Origin of the sequence: uncultured Mesonia sp. (assembly GCA_947499595.1) — a bacterium.
Lineage (GTDB): Bacteria > Bacteroidota > Bacteroidia > Flavobacteriales > Flavobacteriaceae > Mesonia > Mesonia sediminis.
Window position 1 is genome coordinate 1 of the sequence record CANMOY010000011.1, and the last position, 18,145, is coordinate 18,145.

Annotated in this window: 16 protein-coding genes; 12 read left to right on the forward strand and 4 right to left on the reverse strand. The window is 36.6% G+C overall.

Annotation, left to right across the window (positions count from 1 at the left end):
- The first annotated feature begins 211 nt into the window (after nt 1-211).
- Nucleotides 212-2,662 carry an endopeptidase La gene (lon, locus tag ACH2AZ_RS11200; protein ID WP_394907910.1) on the forward strand — a complete coding sequence of 817 codons (2,451 nt, stop codon included), beginning with the start codon at nt 212-214 and terminating at the stop codon, nt 2,660-2,662.
- Between the two features lie 75 nt (nt 2,663-2,737).
- Here the strand turns inward: lon and ACH2AZ_RS11205 are convergent, their stop codons facing one another.
- Nucleotides 2,738-3,040 (reverse strand): hypothetical protein, encoded by a 303-nt coding sequence (locus ACH2AZ_RS11205; RefSeq protein WP_379042339.1) that lies wholly within the window; start codon nt 3,038-3,040, stop codon nt 2,738-2,740.
- A 78-nt stretch (nt 3,041-3,118) separates the two neighbouring features.
- Nucleotides 3,119-5,755 carry a valine--tRNA ligase gene (locus ACH2AZ_RS11210; protein WP_394907911.1) on the reverse strand — a complete coding sequence of 879 codons (2,637 nt, stop codon included), beginning with the start codon at nt 5,753-5,755 and terminating at the stop codon, nt 3,119-3,121.
- A 133-nt stretch (nt 5,756-5,888) separates the two neighbouring features.
- Here ACH2AZ_RS11210 and ACH2AZ_RS11215 point away from each other — a divergent pair, with 133 nt between their 5' ends.
- The 3 genes from ACH2AZ_RS11215 (at nt 5,889) to murB (ending at nt 8,611) form a co-directional block, all read left to right on the forward strand.
- Nucleotides 5,889-6,281 carry a DUF1573 domain-containing protein gene (locus ACH2AZ_RS11215; RefSeq protein WP_379042345.1) on the forward strand — a complete coding sequence of 131 codons (393 nt, stop codon included), beginning with the start codon at nt 5,889-5,891 and terminating at the stop codon, nt 6,279-6,281.
- Between the two features lie 118 nt (nt 6,282-6,399).
- Complete coding sequence (locus tag ACH2AZ_RS11220; protein WP_394907912.1) at nt 6,400-7,593, forward strand: pyridoxal phosphate-dependent aminotransferase; 1,194 nt, start codon at nt 6,400-6,402, stop codon at nt 7,591-7,593.
- Between the two features lie 4 nt (nt 7,594-7,597).
- Nucleotides 7,598-8,611, forward strand: a complete 1,014-nt coding sequence (gene murB / locus ACH2AZ_RS11225) for a UDP-N-acetylmuramate dehydrogenase (protein WP_394907913.1) — start codon at nt 7,598-7,600, stop codon at nt 8,609-8,611.
- 55 nt (nt 8,612-8,666) lie between these two features.
- On the opposite strand, the gene ACH2AZ_RS11230 is transcribed toward murB, so the two are convergent.
- Nucleotides 8,667-9,263, reverse strand: a complete 597-nt coding sequence (locus ACH2AZ_RS11230) for a fasciclin domain-containing protein (protein WP_394907914.1) — start codon at nt 9,261-9,263, stop codon at nt 8,667-8,669.
- A 150-nt stretch (nt 9,264-9,413) separates the two neighbouring features.
- Between ACH2AZ_RS11230 and ACH2AZ_RS11235 the strand changes: the two genes are divergently transcribed.
- The 6 genes from ACH2AZ_RS11235 to ACH2AZ_RS11260 all read left to right on the forward strand — a co-directional run bounded on the left by ACH2AZ_RS11235 (nt 9,414) and on the right by ACH2AZ_RS11260 (nt 15,140).
- Nucleotides 9,414-9,611, forward strand: coding sequence for a membrane or secreted protein (locus ACH2AZ_RS11235; protein WP_147861279.1), 198 nt, complete (start codon nt 9,414-9,416; stop codon nt 9,609-9,611).
- A gap of 3 nt (nt 9,612-9,614) precedes the next feature.
- Nucleotides 9,615-10,745, forward strand: coding sequence for a glycosyltransferase (locus tag ACH2AZ_RS11240; protein WP_394907915.1), 1,131 nt, complete (start codon nt 9,615-9,617; stop codon nt 10,743-10,745).
- Between the two features lie 6 nt (nt 10,746-10,751).
- Nucleotides 10,752-11,306, forward strand: a complete 555-nt coding sequence (locus ACH2AZ_RS11245) for an RNA polymerase sigma factor (RefSeq protein WP_394907916.1) — start codon at nt 10,752-10,754, stop codon at nt 11,304-11,306.
- Between the two features lie 121 nt (nt 11,307-11,427).
- On the forward strand, nt 11,428-12,300 hold the full coding sequence (gene lipA / locus ACH2AZ_RS11250) for a lipoyl synthase (protein WP_147861276.1): 873 nt from the start codon (nt 11,428-11,430) through the stop codon (nt 12,298-12,300).
- 4 nt (nt 12,301-12,304) lie between these two features.
- Entirely contained in the window at nt 12,305-13,309 is a 1,005-nt protein-coding gene (gap, locus tag ACH2AZ_RS11255; RefSeq protein ID WP_394907917.1) for a type I glyceraldehyde-3-phosphate dehydrogenase, read from the forward strand.
- A 31-nt stretch (nt 13,310-13,340) separates the two neighbouring features.
- Nucleotides 13,341-15,140 carry a hybrid sensor histidine kinase/response regulator gene (locus ACH2AZ_RS11260; protein ID WP_394907918.1) on the forward strand — a complete coding sequence of 600 codons (1,800 nt, stop codon included), beginning with the start codon at nt 13,341-13,343 and terminating at the stop codon, nt 15,138-15,140.
- Here the strand turns inward: ACH2AZ_RS11260 and lpxK are convergent.
- Nucleotides 15,110-16,141, reverse strand: a complete 1,032-nt coding sequence (gene lpxK / locus ACH2AZ_RS11265) for a tetraacyldisaccharide 4'-kinase (protein WP_394907919.1) — start codon at nt 16,139-16,141, stop codon at nt 15,110-15,112. The two genes, ACH2AZ_RS11260 and lpxK, sit on opposite strands and share 31 nt — an antisense overlap.
- A 46-nt stretch (nt 16,142-16,187) precedes the next feature.
- Between lpxK and ACH2AZ_RS11270 the strand changes: the two genes are divergently transcribed.
- Together ACH2AZ_RS11270 and ACH2AZ_RS11275 are read left to right on the forward strand one after the other, a co-directional pair.
- Nucleotides 16,188-17,282 carry a Nif3-like dinuclear metal center hexameric protein gene (locus tag ACH2AZ_RS11270; RefSeq protein ID WP_394907920.1) on the forward strand — a complete coding sequence of 365 codons (1,095 nt, stop codon included), beginning with the start codon at nt 16,188-16,190 and terminating at the stop codon, nt 17,280-17,282.
- Nucleotides 17,283-17,284: 2 nt separating this feature from the next.
- Complete coding sequence (locus ACH2AZ_RS11275; protein ID WP_394907921.1) at nt 17,285-18,064, forward strand: zinc ribbon domain-containing protein; 780 nt, start codon at nt 17,285-17,287, stop codon at nt 18,062-18,064.
- The last annotated feature ends 81 nt before the right edge of the window (nt 18,065-18,145 follow it).

An 18,145-nucleotide genomic window follows, 5' to 3' on the forward strand; every position in this document is an offset into this window, starting at 1 on the left:
TTAAGCTCTTGCGGGCCATATGCCCGCAAAGCGAGTAGCGAAAGCCCGACCTTTTTTCTATAAAAAGGTAACGCCATTATAAGAATTACCCCAATTTTATAAGCTGGCATAACAATTGAATATTATAGGTATAAAAGCTATAAAGCTTTGCTTAAGAGAAATTTTTGTACAATTCGAACTGCAATACTGACAGTTTGACCAAATATATACTATGGGAAAATCAAATATTTTTAGTTTAGACAATTTGTCACTACAAGATATTAATGAAGATGCAGAATTAATACCGCTTATGACCTCTGAGGACGAGGATGAAATTGAGCGTGAAAGTTTGCCTGAATTTTTACCAATTTTACCTTTAAAAAATACTGTATTGTTTCCAGGTGTGGTGATTCCTATTACTGCTGGACGCGACAAAAGTATACAACTTATTAATGATGCCAATAATGGAGATAAGGTTATAGGAGTTGTTGCTCAAAAGGATGTGAATACTGAGAATCCGAGTAGTAAGGATATTTATAATCTTGGGGTGGTTGCTAAGATCCTTAGGGTCTTAAAAATGCCCGATGGTAATACCACTGTTATTATTCAAGGTAAAAAGCGTTTTGAAATTGATAAAGTGGTTAAGGAAGATCCTTATCTAACCGCTCAAGTTAGTCCGGTTGTAGAGGCTAAACCAGCCGATGGTAACGCGGAATTTAAAGCTATTGTAGATGCTATCAAGGAGCTAAGCTTAAAAATTATAAAAAACAGTCCGGCCATTCCATCAGAAGCATCCTTTGCTATCAAGAACATTGAAACTCCCTCTTTTTTGATCAACTTTGTATCGTCGAATATGAATTTGAGGGTAAAGGAAAAACAGAAGCTCTTGGCTACAAATGATTTGAAGGAGAGAGCTTTATCTACTTTGAAATTCATGAATATTGAATATCAAAAACTAGAGTTGCAAAACGATATTCAATCAAAGGTGCAAAGCGACATGAGTCAGCAACAGCGAGAATATTTTTTGCATCAACAAATGAAAACCATCCAAGAGGAACTTGGGGGTGTGTCGGCGGAAACTGAAATAGAGGAGATGCGCCAGCAGGCGAAAACTAAAAAATGGGAAGATAAAATTGCCAAACATTTTGAAAAAGAATTAGGTAAACTGCAGCGAATGAATCCGCAAGTTGCAGAATATTCTATTCAACGTAATTATTTAGAGCTTTTTCTTGAGTTGCCTTGGAATGAGTTTAGTAAAGATAAGTTCGATTTAAAACGAGCTCAGAAAATTTTGAATAGGGATCATTATGGCTTAGAAGAAGTGAAGAAACGTATCATTGAATATTTAGCCGTTCTAAAACTACGCAATGATATGAAATCGCCCATTTTGTGTTTATATGGTCCTCCTGGAGTTGGTAAAACTTCTTTAGGTAAGTCGGTAGCCGAAGCTTTAGGGAGAGAATATGTACGCATTTCGCTTGGAGGCTTGCGCGATGAAGCTGAGATCCGCGGTCATAGAAAAACCTATATTGGTGCTATGCCGGGAAGAATTATTCAAAGTTTAAAAAAAGCGGGAACCAGCAATCCGGTATTTGTATTGGATGAAATTGATAAACTGGGGCAAAGCCATCAAGGTGATCCTTCCTCGGCACTATTAGAAGTGCTAGACCCCGAACAGAATAATGAGTTTTATGATAATTTCTTAGAAATGGGCTTTGATCTGTCGAAGATTATGTTCATTGCTACTGCAAATAGTTTGAATACCATCCAGCCAGCCTTAAGAGACCGTATGGAGATTATCAATATGACTGGTTACACAATTGAGGAAAAAGTTGAAATTGCCAAAAGACATTTAGTCCCAAAACAAATTAAGGAGCACGGGTTAAAGCCAGATCAAATAAAACTGGGCAAAGCCCAAATAACTAAAATAGTTGAAGGCTATACTCGTGAGTCTGGAGTACGTGGTCTTGAAAAGCAGATAGCTAAGGTGGTTCGTTATGTTGCTAAAAGTATTGCTCTTGAAGAGGAATATAATGTGAAGTTGAGTCAAGCTGATATAGCGTCTATCTTAGGGGTAGCTAAACTTGAGCGTGATAAGTATGAAAATAATGATGTTGCTGGTGTAGTTACTGGCTTGGCTTGGACTAGTGTAGGAGGTGATATCCTTTTTATTGAGTCTATTTTGTCTAAAGGCAAAGGTAATTTATCGATTACTGGTAACCTGGGTAAGGTAATGAAAGAATCTGCCACTATTGCGATGGAATATATCAAGGCTAATGCCGAAGAATTTGGTATAGATGCAGGTATATTTGAAAAGTATAATGTACATATTCACGTTCCTGAAGGGGCTACTCCAAAAGACGGACCAAGTGCTGGTATTACTATGTTAACTTCCTTGGTTTCTCTTTTTACTCAGCGTAAGGTGAAAAAGAATTTGGCTATGACGGGCGAAATAACACTACGAGGTAAAGTATTACCGGTAGGCGGAATTAAGGAAAAGATTTTAGCGGCCAAGAGGGCGCATATTAAAGAAATTATTTTATGTGAAGATAATCGCAAGCATATTGAAGAGATAGATGATACTTATTTAAAAGGATTAACCTTTCACTATGTAAGCGATATGAAAGAAGTGCTACAAAAAGCTATTACCAAGCAGAAGGTAAAGAATGCCAAGACTTTATAAATGCTTATGAAATTTATAAGTATAAAAAAAGCCTCGCAATCGCGAGGCTTTTTTTTGATAAATGGGAGATTCATACTATTCTTGATCTACTTTTCTCTTGACTACTTCACCATCTTCCATTTTTACTTTTACTTCTTTTTCTTCAGTCTCAATTTTCTTTTTTTCGATGTTGCCATCTTCATCTTTTTTAATTTTCACTTCGGTATCACCGTCCTCAATTTCAATTTTTTCACCATCATCACTAACTTCAATTTCGGCATCATCGCTAACTTCAACGCCTTCAATTGTTTTGGTGTCTTTCTCTTCTTGATCGCGGCAGCTATATAAGCTACAGATTAAAACTAAACCTAATCCTAAATGTTTAAAAGATACTTTCATAATACTTGTTGTTTTAATCAAATATCACAAATGTTTCAGATATTGAAAATAATTTAAGATTTTAATAAGATATAATTATTATTTTTTTAGACTTTCAAGACTTTGCTTAAGGGTTTCTATTTTAGCCATAGCATCGACTTGTTTTTGCTTTTCTATTGCAACAACTTTTTCTGGTGCATTATTAACGAATCGTTCGTTGCTTAACTTTTTTTGTACAGCTTTTAAAAAGCCTTCGTTATATTTTAATTCATCCTGTAGCTTAGCAATTTCGGCTTCTACATCGATAGCACCCTGCATAGGAATAAAATATTCATTGGATTTTACACGGAACGATAAGGCATTATCCAATTGCTGTTCTACATAAGAAAGCTCTTTTATATTTCCTAACTTTTTTATGATACTGTCGTAAGTATCGCTAAGTTGCTCAGAGTTTATTAGACTTAAATCTATGGTTTCTTTAAATGATATATTTTTATCTTTACGGATATTTCTTACCCCTGATACAACCTCTTTAACCATATCAAAATCCGCAATAAGCGATTCGTCAAAAGTGGATTGTTCTGGCCATTTTGCAACAATTAATGCTTCATCTTTTGATCTTGTTGCCAGGTTTTGCCAAATTTCTTCGGTTAAGAAAGGCATAAATGGATGAAGAATTTTTAAGTTTTCTTCTAATAAGTGCAATATATCTTGCTTGGTTTGCTGGTCAATAGGCATTTTATATCCTGGCTTAACCATTTCTAACAACCAAGAACAAAATTCATCCCAAATTAATTTATAGGTGGTCATTAATGCATCAGAAATACGATATTTGCTAAAATGATCTTCAATTTGGGCTAAACTTACCTGTAATTGGTTTTTATACCAATGTATTGCTTTTTGAGCATACTCTGGTTGTTCTAATTGTGCATCGACCTCCCAGCCATCAATAAGTCGGAAAGCGTTCCATATTTTGTTTCCAAATCCTTTTCCTTGTTGGCAAAGACTTTCATCAAACATCAAATCATTACCTGCAGCGCTGCTGAGCAATAAACCTACTCGCACTCCGTCTGCGCTATAATCTTCTATCAATTGCAAAGCGTCAGGTGAATTGCCTAAAGATTTAGACATTTTTCTTCGTTGCTTATCACGCACTAGCCCAGTGAGATAAACATTGTTAAATGGTTTTTTACCGGTATACTCATATCCTGCAATTATCATACGTGCAACCCAGAAGAATAGAATATCTGGACCAGTAACCAAATCGTTGGTAGGATAGTAGTAGTTAAATTCCTTGTTATCGGGTTGACAGATACCATCAAAAACACTCATCGGCCATAGCCAAGAAGAAAACCAAGTGTCTAATACATCTTCATCTTGTCTTAGGTCTTCTAATTTCAAATCTATTTGTCCAGATTTCTCTTGCGCTAGTTTTAAAGCTTCTTCTTTAGTTTCGGCAACAACAAAGTCTTCTTTGCTGTCTCCAAAATAATAAGCCGGTATGCGATGTCCCCACCAAAGTTGTCTAGAAATATTCCAGTCCCTAATGTTATTCATCCAATGGGCATAGGTGTTTTTAAATTTTTCTGGAAATAGCTTTATTTCTTCGGTTTCTAAAACGGCTTTGATAGCGGGTTGAGCAATTTCTTTCATTTTAAGAAACCATTGGTCAGATAATCGAGGTTCGATTACTGCTTTCGTACGCTCAGAAGTACCTACTTTATGAATGTGGTCTTCTATTTTCACCAAAAAGCCTTTTTCTTCAAGTTCATTACGGAATTGTTTTCTTACTTCAAACCTGTCTTGGCCTTGGTAGTGTAAACCTTGTTTTTTTAAACTTCCATCTAGGTTAAAGATATCTATCATTTCTAGATTATGCTTTAGTCCCAAAGCATAATCATTTTCATCGTGGGCTGGTGTTATCTTTAGGCAGCCTGTACCAAATTCTAAATCTACATATTCATCCGCTATAATAGGAATCTCTCTATTTACTACAGGCACTATAACTTTTTTGCCATGTAAATGCTGGTAACGCTCATCATCGGGATGTACACAAATTGCGGTATCCCCAAATATAGTTTCAGGTCTGGTTGTCGCTATAGTCAAATGATCATCGCTTCCTACAATAGGGTAAGCAACATGATAAAGATGGCCTTGTTTTTCTTCATAAATCACTTCTTCATCAGAAAGGGTGGTTTTTGCTTCGGGATCCCAATTGACCATTCGGTAACCTCTGTAAATATGACCTTTTTTATATAAATCTATAAAAGACTTAATTACCGAAGCCGAAAGTTGCTCGTCTAGAGTAAATTTGGTTCGATCCCAATCGCAAGAGGCACCTAATTTTTGAAGTTGATTGAGAATAACCCCACCGTAATTACGGGTCCAGTCCCAAGCGTGTTCCATAAATTCTTCACGAGACAAACTCTTTTTGTCTATACCTTCTTCTTTTAATTTAGCTACCACTTTGGCTTCGGTTGCAATAGAGGCGTGATCGGTTCCTGGTACCCAGCAGGCGTTATATCCCTGTAGTCGAGCCCTACGAATAAGCACGTCTTGTATAGTATTGTTGAGCATGTGCCCCATATGTAAAACTCCGGTTACATTAGGCGGAGGAATAACAATAGTGTAAGGCTCTTTTTCGTTGACTTCAGAGTGGAAATAACGGTTCTCTAACCAGTACTTATACCATTTTTCTTCTATTTCTTTTGGGTTATAATTGGCAGCGATGGGCATTTTGGTCTGTTTTTTGATTTACAAGAGACAAAAGTAGTTATTAAGGCTTGATTTTAAAAGATTATAAATTGTTATTCTTATTTTTTTGCAATCAAGCGATTAAAGTTTAATTTAGTAACCAAATTATTATACAATGAAAAAGATATTTTTAGTAGCCGTTGTCTTAATGACCAGTTTTGCAATGCAAGCACAAGCAGAAATTGCTTTTGAACAAGAAACTATAGATTATGGTAATGTTGCCTACAATAGTGATGGTTTAAGAACCTTTGTTTTTACCAATACCGGTGATGAGCCCTTAGTTATAAGTAGAGTTTCCTCTACTTGTGGGTGCACGGTTCCAGAAAAACCTAAAGAGCCTATTTTACCAGGAAATAAAGGGGAGATTAAGGTTAAATACGATACGAAAAGACCAGGGCCTATTCGTAAAACGGTAACGGTATATTCGAATGCACAAAATTCTCCCACGCCATTAAAAATTAAAGGCTACGTGGCTAAAAAAGACACAAAAAGTGTATTAGAAAAATAGAATTTAACCACTCTTAATTAGTATAAAACCTCTTTCTGAATAAGAAAGAGGTTTTTTGTTGGATCAAAATTGAATTGACCCATTTATTTTTCGCATTTTTGCACAAAAATTTTGTAGTATGCCAAATATTTCAGCCAAGGGGCAAGCTATGCCCGAATCGCCTATACGTAAGTTGGTTCCTTATGCAGAGAAAGCAACTGAGCAAGGAAAAGATATCTTTTACTTGAATATAGGTCAGCCCGATATTAAAACGCCTCAAGTAGCTTTAGATGCTGTGAAAAATAATAATTTAGAGATTATCTCTTACAGTCATTCAGCTGGTTTTGCTAGCTATAGAGAAAAACTTGCCGGTTATTATCAAAGGGTAAAACTGCCTGTTGAACCAGAAGACATCATTATAACTACCGGAGGTTCCGAAGCCTTGCTTTTTGCCATGGGTAGTATTACAGATCCGGGAGATGAAGTGATTATTCCAGAACCATTTTATGCTAATTATAATGGTTTCGCAACCTCTGCAGGGGTAGAAGTGGTGCCGGTGCAGGCAAAATTTGAAAACGGTTTCGCTTTACCTCCAATTGCCGAGTTTGAAAAGCTGATTACCGATAGAACCAAAGCCATTTTAATTTGTAATCCAGGCAACCCAACAGGTTACTTGTATACTCAAGAAGAAATTGAGCAATTGAGTGCCTTAGTAAAAAAATACGATTTATTTCTCGTAGCCGATGAAGTATACCGTGAGTTTGCCTATGAGGGTTTAAAACACTTTTCTGTAATGGCTCAGGAAGGCTTAGATGAACATGCAATTATGATTGATAGTGTATCTAAGCGTTACAGCATGTGTGGTGCCAGAATAGGATGTTTGGTTTCTAAAAATAAAGCGGTGATGCAAACAGCTATGAAATTTGCACAAGCTAGATTAAGTCCGCCAACCTTTGCACAAATTGCTAGTGAAGCGGCTTTAGAAACCCCTCAGTCTTATTTTGACGAAGTAATTGAAGAATACGTTCAAAGAAGAGATACCTTAATCCAAGGCTTAGAGAGTATACCTGGAGTAAAAGTAGCAAAACCAAACGGTGCCTTTTATTGTATTGCAGAATTACCTGTAAGCGATGCAGAAGATTTTGCAAAATGGATGCTAGAAGATTTTGATTATAATGGTCAAACCATTATGGTTGCTCCTGCTCAGGGCTTTTACTCAACCCCCAATACAGGTAATAATCAAGTGAGAATTGCCTATGTTCTAGAACAAGATAATTTAAAAAAGGCAGTAGAAATATTACGAAAAGGATTAGAGAAATATCAAGCCAAATAAAATAATGGAGATACATGCCAACTTCTCTTTAAAGACTTTGAATACTTTTGGGATAGATGTGCCGGCTAAGCAATTTGTTAAGGTGCAAACCAATTCAGAGTTGCAAGCCGTATTACAACAGTTTTATGCCGACGAAATTTTGATTTTGGGAGGAGGTAGTAATATTTTACTTACACAACCCATCAATAAAACGGTTGTTCAACTCGCCACTAAAGGAATTGAGTTGATTAAAGAAGACCAAGATTTTGTGTGGGTAGAAGCCCAAGCCGGCGAGAATTGGCACGAATTTGTGTCTTGGTGTATTAGTCAAGGTTTTGGCGGACTAGAAAATCTTTCGCTCATTCCGGGTAATGTAGGTACAAGTCCTATTCAAAATATCGGCGCTTACGGGGTAGAGCTAAAAGATGTATTTGTTTCTTGTGATGCGATTCATAGGCAGAGTCTTTCAAAAAAAACCTTTTTAAAAGCAGATTGTAATTTTGGTTATCGTGACTCAGTTTTTAAAAACAAATATAAAGGCACTTATATCATTACAAGTGTGCTTTTTAAATTAACAAAGCGCAAGCATAGGCTAAAAACCGATTATGGCGCCATTCAAAATCAATTGGATAAAGCGGGAATAATAAATCCTGGTATAGCCGATGTTGCAGCGGCGGTAATCGCTATACGCTCTTCAAAACTTCCCAATCCTAAGGAGATCGGGAATAGCGGTAGCTTTTTCAAAAACCCTGTGATCAAAAAACAATTGTTTGATGCATTACGTGGCGAATTTAAAGAAATGCCTTTTTATCCTGTTTCAATTGATAGCTTTAAAATACCAGCAGGATGGCTTATCGAGCAATTAGGTTTTAAAGGAGTGCGCCGTGGCGATGCGGGCGTGCATCACAATCAAGCATTGGTATTAGTGAATTATGGAGAAGCAAGCGGGGCAGAAATTTTGGCTCTAGCCAAAGAAATTCAGCAAACCGTACATCAGAAATTCAATATAATGTTAGAGATGGAAGTGAATATTCTATAAATAAAAAAGGGCTTTAATTTATTTGAAGCCCTTTTTTATTGTTGGTGTCTAAAACTTATTCGCGCATTAAAACACCATCTATAACGTGTATATAACCATTGGATCCCTCACGATCTACATCGGTAACTTTTATTTCGGTTCCGGTATTATCGGTTAATACCACAGCATTATCTTTAATAGATGCTTTTAATTTACCATCATTTGCCGTTACCAATTCATAACTGCCCGATCCGCTTTCTTGAATTAAACTCGTTAACTTATCGGCAGAAATCTCACCCGGTACCACATGGTAACTCAAAATACCCTCTAAGGTATCTTTTTGCTCGGGTTGCATAAGTTCATCTAGCTTCTCTTTAGGTATTTTATTAAACGCTTCATTAGTTGGAGCAAAAATAGTATAGGGTCCTTCAGATTTTAAAACAGCTACCAATCCTGCACTTTCTAATGCCGAAGCCAGCGTAGTGTGTTGATTCGATTGACCAATTACTGCTACGAGATCTTCTTCTTTTTTGTCAGATTGTTCATCTGTAGTTATTACTTCTTCTTTATCAATACTAATTTCTTTCTCCTTTTCCTTTTCATTTTCGTTTTTGCATGCGGTTAAACCGATTAGGGCAAAGGCCGCTAGAGCAATTGTTTTTGTGATTTTCATAAAATTTAATTTTGGTTTTATAAAGCTAATATACTATGCAAAAGCTGATAAAAATCAGTAAATAAAATAAAATATCGTTAAATTATGTAAACGAAATATTAATTCTAAAAAAAGCTTTTTTCTACCCATGCTTAATTGTATTTTTGCAGTATGAAATTACTATTTATATCTCTTATATTACTAGGATTAGCGGTTGCCGGTATTGCGATAAAAATATGGGCAAAAAAAGATGGTAAATTTGCAGGAACTTGCGCCAGTCAAAGTCCGTTTTTAAATAAAGAAGGCGAGGCTTGCAGTATGTGTGGTAAGTTGCCAGAAGAAGCAGAATGTAAGTCAGAAACGGCTTAAATTATGCTAAACCTATCTCTGTGGTTGTTTGTTGGTTTCGCACTGATAAACCTATTCTTTTATGCTTTTTTTGCAGGGTTTTTATGGCGGCGTAAGTTGATTAAGCCTAGCGGAAAAACTTTAACGCAACCACTTTCTGTTATTGTTTGTGCTAAAAACGAAGCGCAAAACCTAGAGAAGAATATCCCTCATATTCTAAGTCAAGATTATCCGAATTTTGAACTCATTCTGGTCAACGACTCCTCTAAAGATAATACATTGGAGGTAATGGAGGAGTTTGAAAAAGCCGATTCTAGAGTGAAAATTGTAAACGTACTCCCCAACGAGCATTTCTGGGGAAACAAAAAATACGCTTTGACGCTGGGTATTAAGAAAGCTAAAAATGATTTTTTAGTTTTTACCGATGCAGACTGTCACCCAGAGAGCAACTTGTGGTTACAATATTTAGCTACTGCTTTTAATTCGCAAAAGCAATTGGTGTTGGGCTATGGAAAATACAAGACCCAAAAAGGACTTCTCAATAAATTTATACGCTTTGAAACATTGTTAACGGCAATTCAGTATTTTGCTTACGCCCATTATAAATCTGCCTATATGGGGGTTGGCAGAAATTTAGCCTATACCGCAAAGTTGTTTTACGAACATAATGGATTTGTCAACCATATGAACGTACTATCGGGTGATGACGATTTATTTGTTAATGAAAGTGCTAATAGAGAAAATACCATTTATTGTACAAATAAGGAATCTTTTACCTTAAGTGATCCAAAAAATACTTGGCAAGATTGGATGTTTCAAAAGAAAAGACATATAAGCACGGCCAAACATTACAAAGTCCGACATAAATTTCTCTTAGGTCTTTTTTATACTAGTCAATTGGGTATGGGGCTTTTTTTTCTGCTCACCAATATTTTATTGATTTTTAAATTTGAAGTGGATATACTCCAAGTGCTTTGGTTGGTGATGTTGGTGCGTTACCTCGTGGTTATGCTTGTTTTTGCCAAAGCCACAAGTGTTTTTAATGAAAAAAGGCTTTTGCCCATACTTCCGTTACTAGAATGGGGGCTGGTTACGATACAAATGCTTATATTCGTTAGTAACCAAAACAAAAAGCCTACTACCTGGGCGCGATAAGTAAGTTTGCCAGATTATACCAAGTACATACAAGAAGCGAAAGCTGGCCAAGAGCAAGCTTTTAAATACTTACTCGATCTTTTTTGGCGAGATGTTTATCGGTTCCAATTAAAGAGAACAGGTAACGAGTATGAGGCCGAAGAGATAACTATACAAACTTTTAGTAAAGCTTTTGAGAAAATAAACACTTTTAAAGAATCGTACAATTTTAAAACTTGGCTTATCGCCATATCAAAAAACATCCAAATTGATCTGAGTCGGGTTAAATCGGCTACGACCGCAAATTTGATCGATTTTAAAGAATACGAAGCTTTGATAGATGAAAACGATACCGCCGAGGATCAAATCATAAAAGAGCAAAACCTAAATATTTTATTGCATTATCTCAAGCAACTTAAACCTCATTATGAGCAGGTTATCCGGTTGCGTTACTTTCGTGAAATGAGTTATAAAGAGATTGCACAGTATTTAGATGAGCCGCTTGGCAACATAAAGGTAAAGATCTTAAGAGCCAAAAAAATGCTGGCCGATAAAATTAAAAATACACCAAAATCGGTATAACTTCTTTTAAACAAGCTTATCTAAAAAGTTAAAAATAAAAGTAGTGGTTAATATACTATTCTAAAAATAGGGTAGCGCATCGCAATTTTTTATATTTGTTTTTGAAAAAAATACTTTATTGATGACTCCTCAAGTTCTTGAAAATAAAACAACCATAAAAAAACCAAAGTGGTTGCGCGTAAAGCTACCTACTGGTAAAAAATACACCAATTTAAGAAAATTAGTAGATCGCTACGATTTGCATACCATTTGTACTTCGGGCAGCTGTCCTAATATGGGTGAGTGTTGGAGTGAAGGCACAGCAACTTTTATGATTTTAGGAAATATATGTACCCGTAGTTGTGGATTTTGTGGTGTGAAAACCGGGCGTCCAGAAACTTTAGATTGGGATGAGCCCGAAAAGGTGGCGCGTTCTATAAAGTTGATGGATATCAAACACGCTGTGCTTACTAGTGTAGATCGTGATGATTTAAAAGATATGGGATCTATAATGTGGGCCGAAACTGTTAAAGCAGTAAGGCGCATGAATAAAAACACCACCTTAGAGACTTTAATACCAGACTTTCAGGGTATAGAGAAACACCTTGACCGTATAATCGCGGTTAAACCGGAAGTAGTTTCGCATAATATGGAAACTGTTCGGCGACTAACGCGCGAAGTGCGCATACAAGCCAAATATGATCGCAGTTTAGCTGTGCTTAAATATTTAAAAGACCAAGGCATTAGCAGAACCAAATCGGGTATAATGTTAGGCTTGGGAGAAAAAGAAGAAGAGGTAATACAAACCCTTAAAGATTTACGAGCGGTTAATCTTGATATTGTAACTATAGGGCAATACTTACAACCCAGTAAACAACATTTACCGGTAAAGCAATTCATTACTCCAGATCAATTTAAAAAGTATGAGGAAATAGGATTAGATTTAGGTTTTAGACATGTTGAAAGTGGCGCATTAGTGCGTTCTTCTTATAAAGCCCAAAAACACCTAACCTAGCATAATGGCAAACAAGATTAAAATAGGTATAAACGGTTTTGGAAGAATAGGTCGCAGCTTATTCAGGCTGTTAGATGCGCATCCACACATAGAGGTGGTAGCCGTAAATGATTTAGCAGATTTAAAAACCTTAGCCCACCTGTTGAAATATGACAGTATTCATGGTAATTTCTTGACCAATTTTGAGATTCGGAACAATACTTTAGTTGCCGAGAATCAGCAAGTGGTCTTTTCACAACAGGCCAAAATTGAAAATATAAAGTGGCCCCAAGAAGTGCAACTGGTGGTAGAAGCAACGGGTAAATTCAAGACCCGTGAAGAAGTAGAGCAACATCTCAGCAAACACGTAAAAAAAGTAGTGTTAAGTGTGCCGCCGATTTCAGATGATATCCCTATGGTAGTTTTAGGAGTAAACGATCATATCATTCAAGATAGCGATACCATTATTTCTAATGCCAGTTGTACCACCAATAATGCGGCACCAATGCTACAAGTAATGCATCAGCATTTTGGGGTTAAACAAGCCTATATTTCTACGGTACATTCGTTTACTAGCGATCAAAACTTACACGATTCGCCACACCGAGATTTGCGCAGAGCGCGAGCCGCCACCCAATCTATTATTCCTACTACCACTGGAGCCGCTAAGGCTCTTACCAAAATCTTTCCAGATCTAGCTCAAGTTATAGGAGGCTGTGGTATTCGAGTACCGGTACCCAATGGTTCTTTAACCGATATGACTTTACATCTAAAAAAAGAAGCTAGTATAGCCCAAATCAACGATCTTTTTAAAAGCGCTGCAGCGGATCGCTTAAAAGGAATTTTAGCATATACAGAAGATCCGATTGTATCTATAGATATCGTTGGTAATTCGCATTCCTGCGTTTTGGATGGTTTAATGACTTCGGTTATCGACGGGCATTTGGTCAAACTTATAGGTTGGTACGACAATGAGCGCGGTTATTGTAGCAGAATTATCGATTTGATTATAAAACTATGTAATATTTAATAGTATATTTATACCATCAGGACGGGCTTCTATGAAAATAAACAATTTTTTTCTGGCTTTTATTTGCTGCTTTTTTCTTTTTGTAGAGAGTAGTCAAGCTGAGGTAAGTCTTCAAAAAAATTGGAATTCTAAACATTATATACAAGCTGAGCCGGCAAGTCATTCTAGTATAAAACAAGAAAAAAAGGAAGACTCCATCAATAAGGCTTTATTGGTAAAATTTAATAAAGCCTTGTTTAATTTTAATCAAGGTAATATAGCCAATGCCGTGGAATACACCCTCAGATTAAAAGATTATGCGCGGAATAATGCCAATTTAGATTATGAGATAAAGGCCTTAAAACTGCTCAGTGAAATTCACGCCAGTCAAAATAACTATAAAAAAGCTCTTAGGTACCGTCAAAAGGCAGATTCGATATTAAACAATACGGTTAACCTTGATATATCGCAACATTGGGCATCAAATGCAGCTTTTAATACGGCCTACAATAAACTACAAGAAGAAAAAACTGCTCAGGAGAAAAAGCTAAAATTCAATCAATTAGCGGTTGTGTTAAGTGTATTGTTAATATCGATTTTATCATTGTTTACTTTGGCCTTATATAAAAACAACCGTCTACGCGCAGGCGTAAATAATTTATTGAAAACTAAAAACAATGAGTTATTAGCGGCTAAAATGAAGGCCGAAAAAGCCAATGAAGTAAAAGATCAATTTCTTTCTACCATAACCCACGAATTAAGAACCCCTATTTATGCTATTAATGGTTTTGCATATTTGCTAAAACAAGAAAACCCTAGGCCCGAGCAACTAGAGCATATCAAAGCGCTTAACTACAGCGGTGAACATTTACTTTCTTTGGTCAACAATATTCTTGACTTAAATAAATTGGCGGCTGGAAAGGTGACCAAAACAGAGAGCTTTTTTGAGGTAAAATCGGTGATGGAAGAACTAACCTATTCCTTTAAAAATGCGGCAGAGGCAAATGCGGTAACTTTACATCTGGAAATAGATGAAAAAGTACCTTCAAAATTATTTGGCGATATCCTTAAACTCAAACAAATTTTAATTAATTTACTTTCAAATGCCATAAAATTTACAGAAAACGGGGAGGTTTGGCTGAGCATTACTTGCTTGAATTTAGAAACAAACCGCAGTAAGATTCGTTTTAGTATTCGAGATACCGGTAGAGGTATTAAAAAAGAGTTTCAACAAAAAATATTTGATAACTTTCATCAAGGAGAGAGTTCTACTTCTTCCAATTATGGAGGAACCGGTCTAGGGCTTCCTATCGTGAAAAGTTTATTGGAGTTTTTTGATTCAGAAATAAATTTAGAGAGTACTTTCGGTGAAGGAAGTACCTTCTATTTTGATATTGTTTTTCATCAGCCAAAAGAGGAGAAAGGTAAAAACCAAATTCAAGTGGCTTTAGATGATCCGCGGAGCATGGATGAATTTTTTAAAGGTAAAAAAGTACTTATTGCCGAAGATAACATCATCAACCTAAAATTAACCAATAAAATTTTATTGCGTCGTGGCTTTGAAACCGATTTGGTTAAAAACGGTTTGGAAGCCATCAATAAGGCAGTTGAAAAAGATTACGACTTAATCTTGATGGATATTAATATGCCAATCCTAGATGGCATACAGGCTACAATAGAAATTAAAAGCCATAAACCTAAATTACCCATTATCGCTTTAACAGCTGTTAGCTTAGAGGAAACCTCAGAAAAGTACATAAAGCAAGGATTTGTGGCGGTGATCCCTAAACCTTATAAAACTGAAATGTTTTACCAAAAGATTTATGAGGTCCTACTTCGGTCGCAGGCATAAGCTTGCACATGCTTTTTGATGCGCTGGTCAAAAGAAGCTGCATCGGCTATAAACTCCATTTTTATTGGTAAATAAAATAATTTTTCGGGAGAAATGTAATCGCTTAAGCGCACAAAATCTTTTTCTGTAGTGATAATAAAAGGCTCTGCTTCTAATGTCTCAATTTCTTGCCGACTAAAATTATGATGGTCTTGATATTGTTTATGATTTACGCTAAAACCTTTAGCTTTTAAAAATTCAACCAAAGGTTTGGGCTTAGCAATACCGGTAACTAGGGTAAAGCTATCCTGAAGTACCTGTAGGGGTATGTGTTGTTTACCGTTAGTAACCTGATCTGCATAGGTTATAGAACTAAAAAAAACCAGCTGATCGGGGTTTGGTTGTATTGCCCGAATAATTTTTTGACGCTCCGCTTTACCCAAGTCTACAGGGCATTTGGTTACCACAATAAGTTGAGCTCTTCTTGCTCCGACTTTAGGTTCGCGAAGGTTACCGGCAGGTAAAACGCAATCCTGGGTGTATAAGTCGTTATAGGCACTTAGCAATATAGATAAATTTGGTTGCACGCGGCGATGTTGAAAAGCGTCATCTAATAAAATGACCTCAGGCGGTTTTTGACGCTTACGCATTTGTTCAATTCCCTTTCGTCTATCTTCACAAACCGCCACCAATAAAGGTTTAAATTTGCGCTTGAATTGTAAGGGTTCGTCACCCACTTCGAGTGCGGTATGGGCTGTGGCTACTTCTAAATAACCCTTGGTTTTTCTTTTATAACCGCGCGATAGGGTACCCAAGCGGTAATGTGTAGCTAATAAACGTACCAGATATTCTATCATTGGCGATTTACCCGTTCCACCCATACTCAAGTTTCCTACGCAGATTACAGGGAAATCGTAAACCGTTGATTCTAGTATTTGTTGATTATATAAATAATTTCTTAACCGCAAAATACCTCCGTAAAGCAAAGAAAACGGGTATAGAATTTTTCGTAATTGACGCATTCCGCAAAAGTATAATTTTTATATTTACCTTTTAAGGATTCAAGTTATGAAAATAAAAGAAGTAATCAAGCAAATAGAAGAAAGTGTACCCCTAAATTATGCCGAAGATTTTGATAATGTAGGCTTATTGGTAGGAGATGATAGGCGAGAACTCACCGGTATTTTAGTGGCACTAGACACGCTAGAAGATACCGTTGATGAGGCTATAGCACAAAATTGTAACCTTATAGTAGCCTTTCACCCTATTATTTTTGGCGGACTAAAAGCACTGACGGGTAAGACCTATGTAGAACGTGTGGTGCAGAAAGCAATTAAGCATGACGTACAAATATATGCTATTCATACAGCCTTAGACAATCACCTTCATGGCGTGAATTTTAAAATGGCCCAGGTGTTAGGCTTAACCCAAACCCAAATCTTAATGCCGCAAAAAAACACCTTGATGCAGTTGAACACCTACGTACCTTTAGACCATTATACGGCTGTACAGCAAGCCTTATTTAATGCCGGAGCAGGAAGTGTAGGAAACTATGATTCGTGTAGTTTTGGCCTATTGGGAGAAGGGAGTTTTAAGCCCAACGATCAGGCGCAACCCCATACCGGAAAACCTAACCAGTGGCATGTGGGTCAAGAAAAAATGTTACATGTGGTGTTCGAAAAACATAAACAGCACCAAGTATTGCGCGCCCTGTTTGAATCGCATCCCTACGAAGAAGTGGCTTATGAGCTTATACCCATAGCCAATGAGAACCAGCAAATAGGTATTGGTATGCTGGGAGAGTTACCCCAAGCCAAAAGTGAGAAAGAGTTTATAACTCAGTTAAAAAATGTGTTTGGTACTCCGGTAATTCGGCATTCTGCTTTAAGGCAAAAACCTGTAAAAAAGGTAGCAGTATTGGGGGGGAGTGGAGCATTTGCCATTTCGGCTGCAATGGCTAAGGGAGCAGATGTATTGGTTACCGCCGATTTGAAATACCACGATTTTTTTAAAGCGGAAAACAAAATTCTATTAACCGATATAGGGCATTATGAAAGTGAGCAGTTCACAAAAAACTTATTACATGCTTTACTTACAAAAAAATTCCCTAATTTTGCCATCGTTTTATCAGAGAAAAGTACCAACCCCATTCAATATAGTTGATTATGGCCAAGAAAAAAGAAATTAGCGTAGAAGAAAAGCTAAGAACATTATTTGATTTACAATTAATAGACGCCCGCATCGATGAGATTCGCAATGTACGCGGAGAATTGCCTTTAGAGGTAGAAGACTTGAAGGATGAGGTAGCTGGTTTAAACAAGCGTTTAGAAAAATTAAATATTGATTTAGAAGGGCTTAACCAAAATATAGCCGATAAGAAAAATGCTATAGAAGAATCAAAAGCGCTGATTAAGAAATACAACGAACAGCAAAAAAATGTGCGTAACAATCGCGAATTTAATGCTATTTCAAAAGAGATTGAATTTCAAGAATTGGAAATTGAATTGGCCGAAAAGCATATTCGAGAGTTTAAAGCACAGATAGAGCATAAAAATGAGGTGATTACGGCCACTCAAGAAAAAATTGAGGCTAGACAGGACCACTTACAACATAAGCAGGACGAGTTGGATGAAATCTTAAGCGAAACCGAACGCGAAGAAAAAGCCTTAATCGAAAAGTCTGAAGACTTTAAGAAAGGCATTGAGACCCGTTTGGTTACCGCATACGAACGTATCCGCGGAAGCGTAAAGAATGGTTTGGCGGTTGTTCCGGTTGAACGTGGTGCTTCTGGAGGTTCCTTTTTTACCATTCCTCCACAAGTGCAGATGGAAATCGCATCGCGTAAGAAAATAATTACCGATGAGCACAGTGGACGTATTTTAGTTGACTCGCAGCTGGCAGAAGAAGAGCGCGAAAAGATGAATGAATTGTTCAAAAAATTCTAAGACAAAAAGACTTAATATTCAAACCCTTTAGAACATTTGTTTTAAAGGGTTTTTTTATGATTTGTTTAAAAATTTTTGCGC

Coding starts and splice junctions, on each gene's coding strand:
- lon (WP_394907910.1), top strand. CDS start 212: ATGGGAAAATCAAATATTTTTAGTTTAGACAATTTGTCACTACAAGAT.
- ACH2AZ_RS11205 (WP_379042339.1), bottom strand. CDS start 3,040: ATGAAAGTATCTTTTAAACATTTAGGATTAGGTTTAGTTTTAATCTGT.
- ACH2AZ_RS11210 (WP_394907911.1), bottom strand. CDS start 5,755: ATGCCCATCGCTGCCAATTATAACCCAAAAGAAATAGAAGAAAAATGG.
- ACH2AZ_RS11215 (WP_379042345.1), top strand. CDS start 5,889: ATGAAAAAGATATTTTTAGTAGCCGTTGTCTTAATGACCAGTTTTGCA.
- ACH2AZ_RS11220 (WP_394907912.1), top strand. CDS start 6,400: ATGCCAAATATTTCAGCCAAGGGGCAAGCTATGCCCGAATCGCCTATA.
- murB (WP_394907913.1), top strand. CDS start 7,598: ATGGAGATACATGCCAACTTCTCTTTAAAGACTTTGAATACTTTTGGG.
- ACH2AZ_RS11230 (WP_394907914.1), bottom strand. CDS start 9,263: ATGAAAATCACAAAAACAATTGCTCTAGCGGCCTTTGCCCTAATCGGT.
- ACH2AZ_RS11235 (WP_147861279.1), top strand. CDS start 9,414: ATGAAATTACTATTTATATCTCTTATATTACTAGGATTAGCGGTTGCC.
- ACH2AZ_RS11240 (WP_394907915.1), top strand. CDS start 9,615: ATGCTAAACCTATCTCTGTGGTTGTTTGTTGGTTTCGCACTGATAAAC.
- lipA (WP_147861276.1), top strand. CDS start 11,428: ATGACTCCTCAAGTTCTTGAAAATAAAACAACCATAAAAAAACCAAAG.
- gap (WP_394907917.1), top strand. CDS start 12,305: ATGGCAAACAAGATTAAAATAGGTATAAACGGTTTTGGAAGAATAGGT.
- ACH2AZ_RS11260 (WP_394907918.1), top strand. CDS start 13,341: ATGAAAATAAACAATTTTTTTCTGGCTTTTATTTGCTGCTTTTTTCTT.
- lpxK (WP_394907919.1), bottom strand. CDS start 16,141: ATGCGTCAATTACGAAAAATTCTATACCCGTTTTCTTTGCTTTACGGA.
- ACH2AZ_RS11270 (WP_394907920.1), top strand. CDS start 16,188: ATGAAAATAAAAGAAGTAATCAAGCAAATAGAAGAAAGTGTACCCCTA.
- ACH2AZ_RS11275 (WP_394907921.1), top strand. CDS start 17,285: ATGGCCAAGAAAAAAGAAATTAGCGTAGAAGAAAAGCTAAGAACATTA.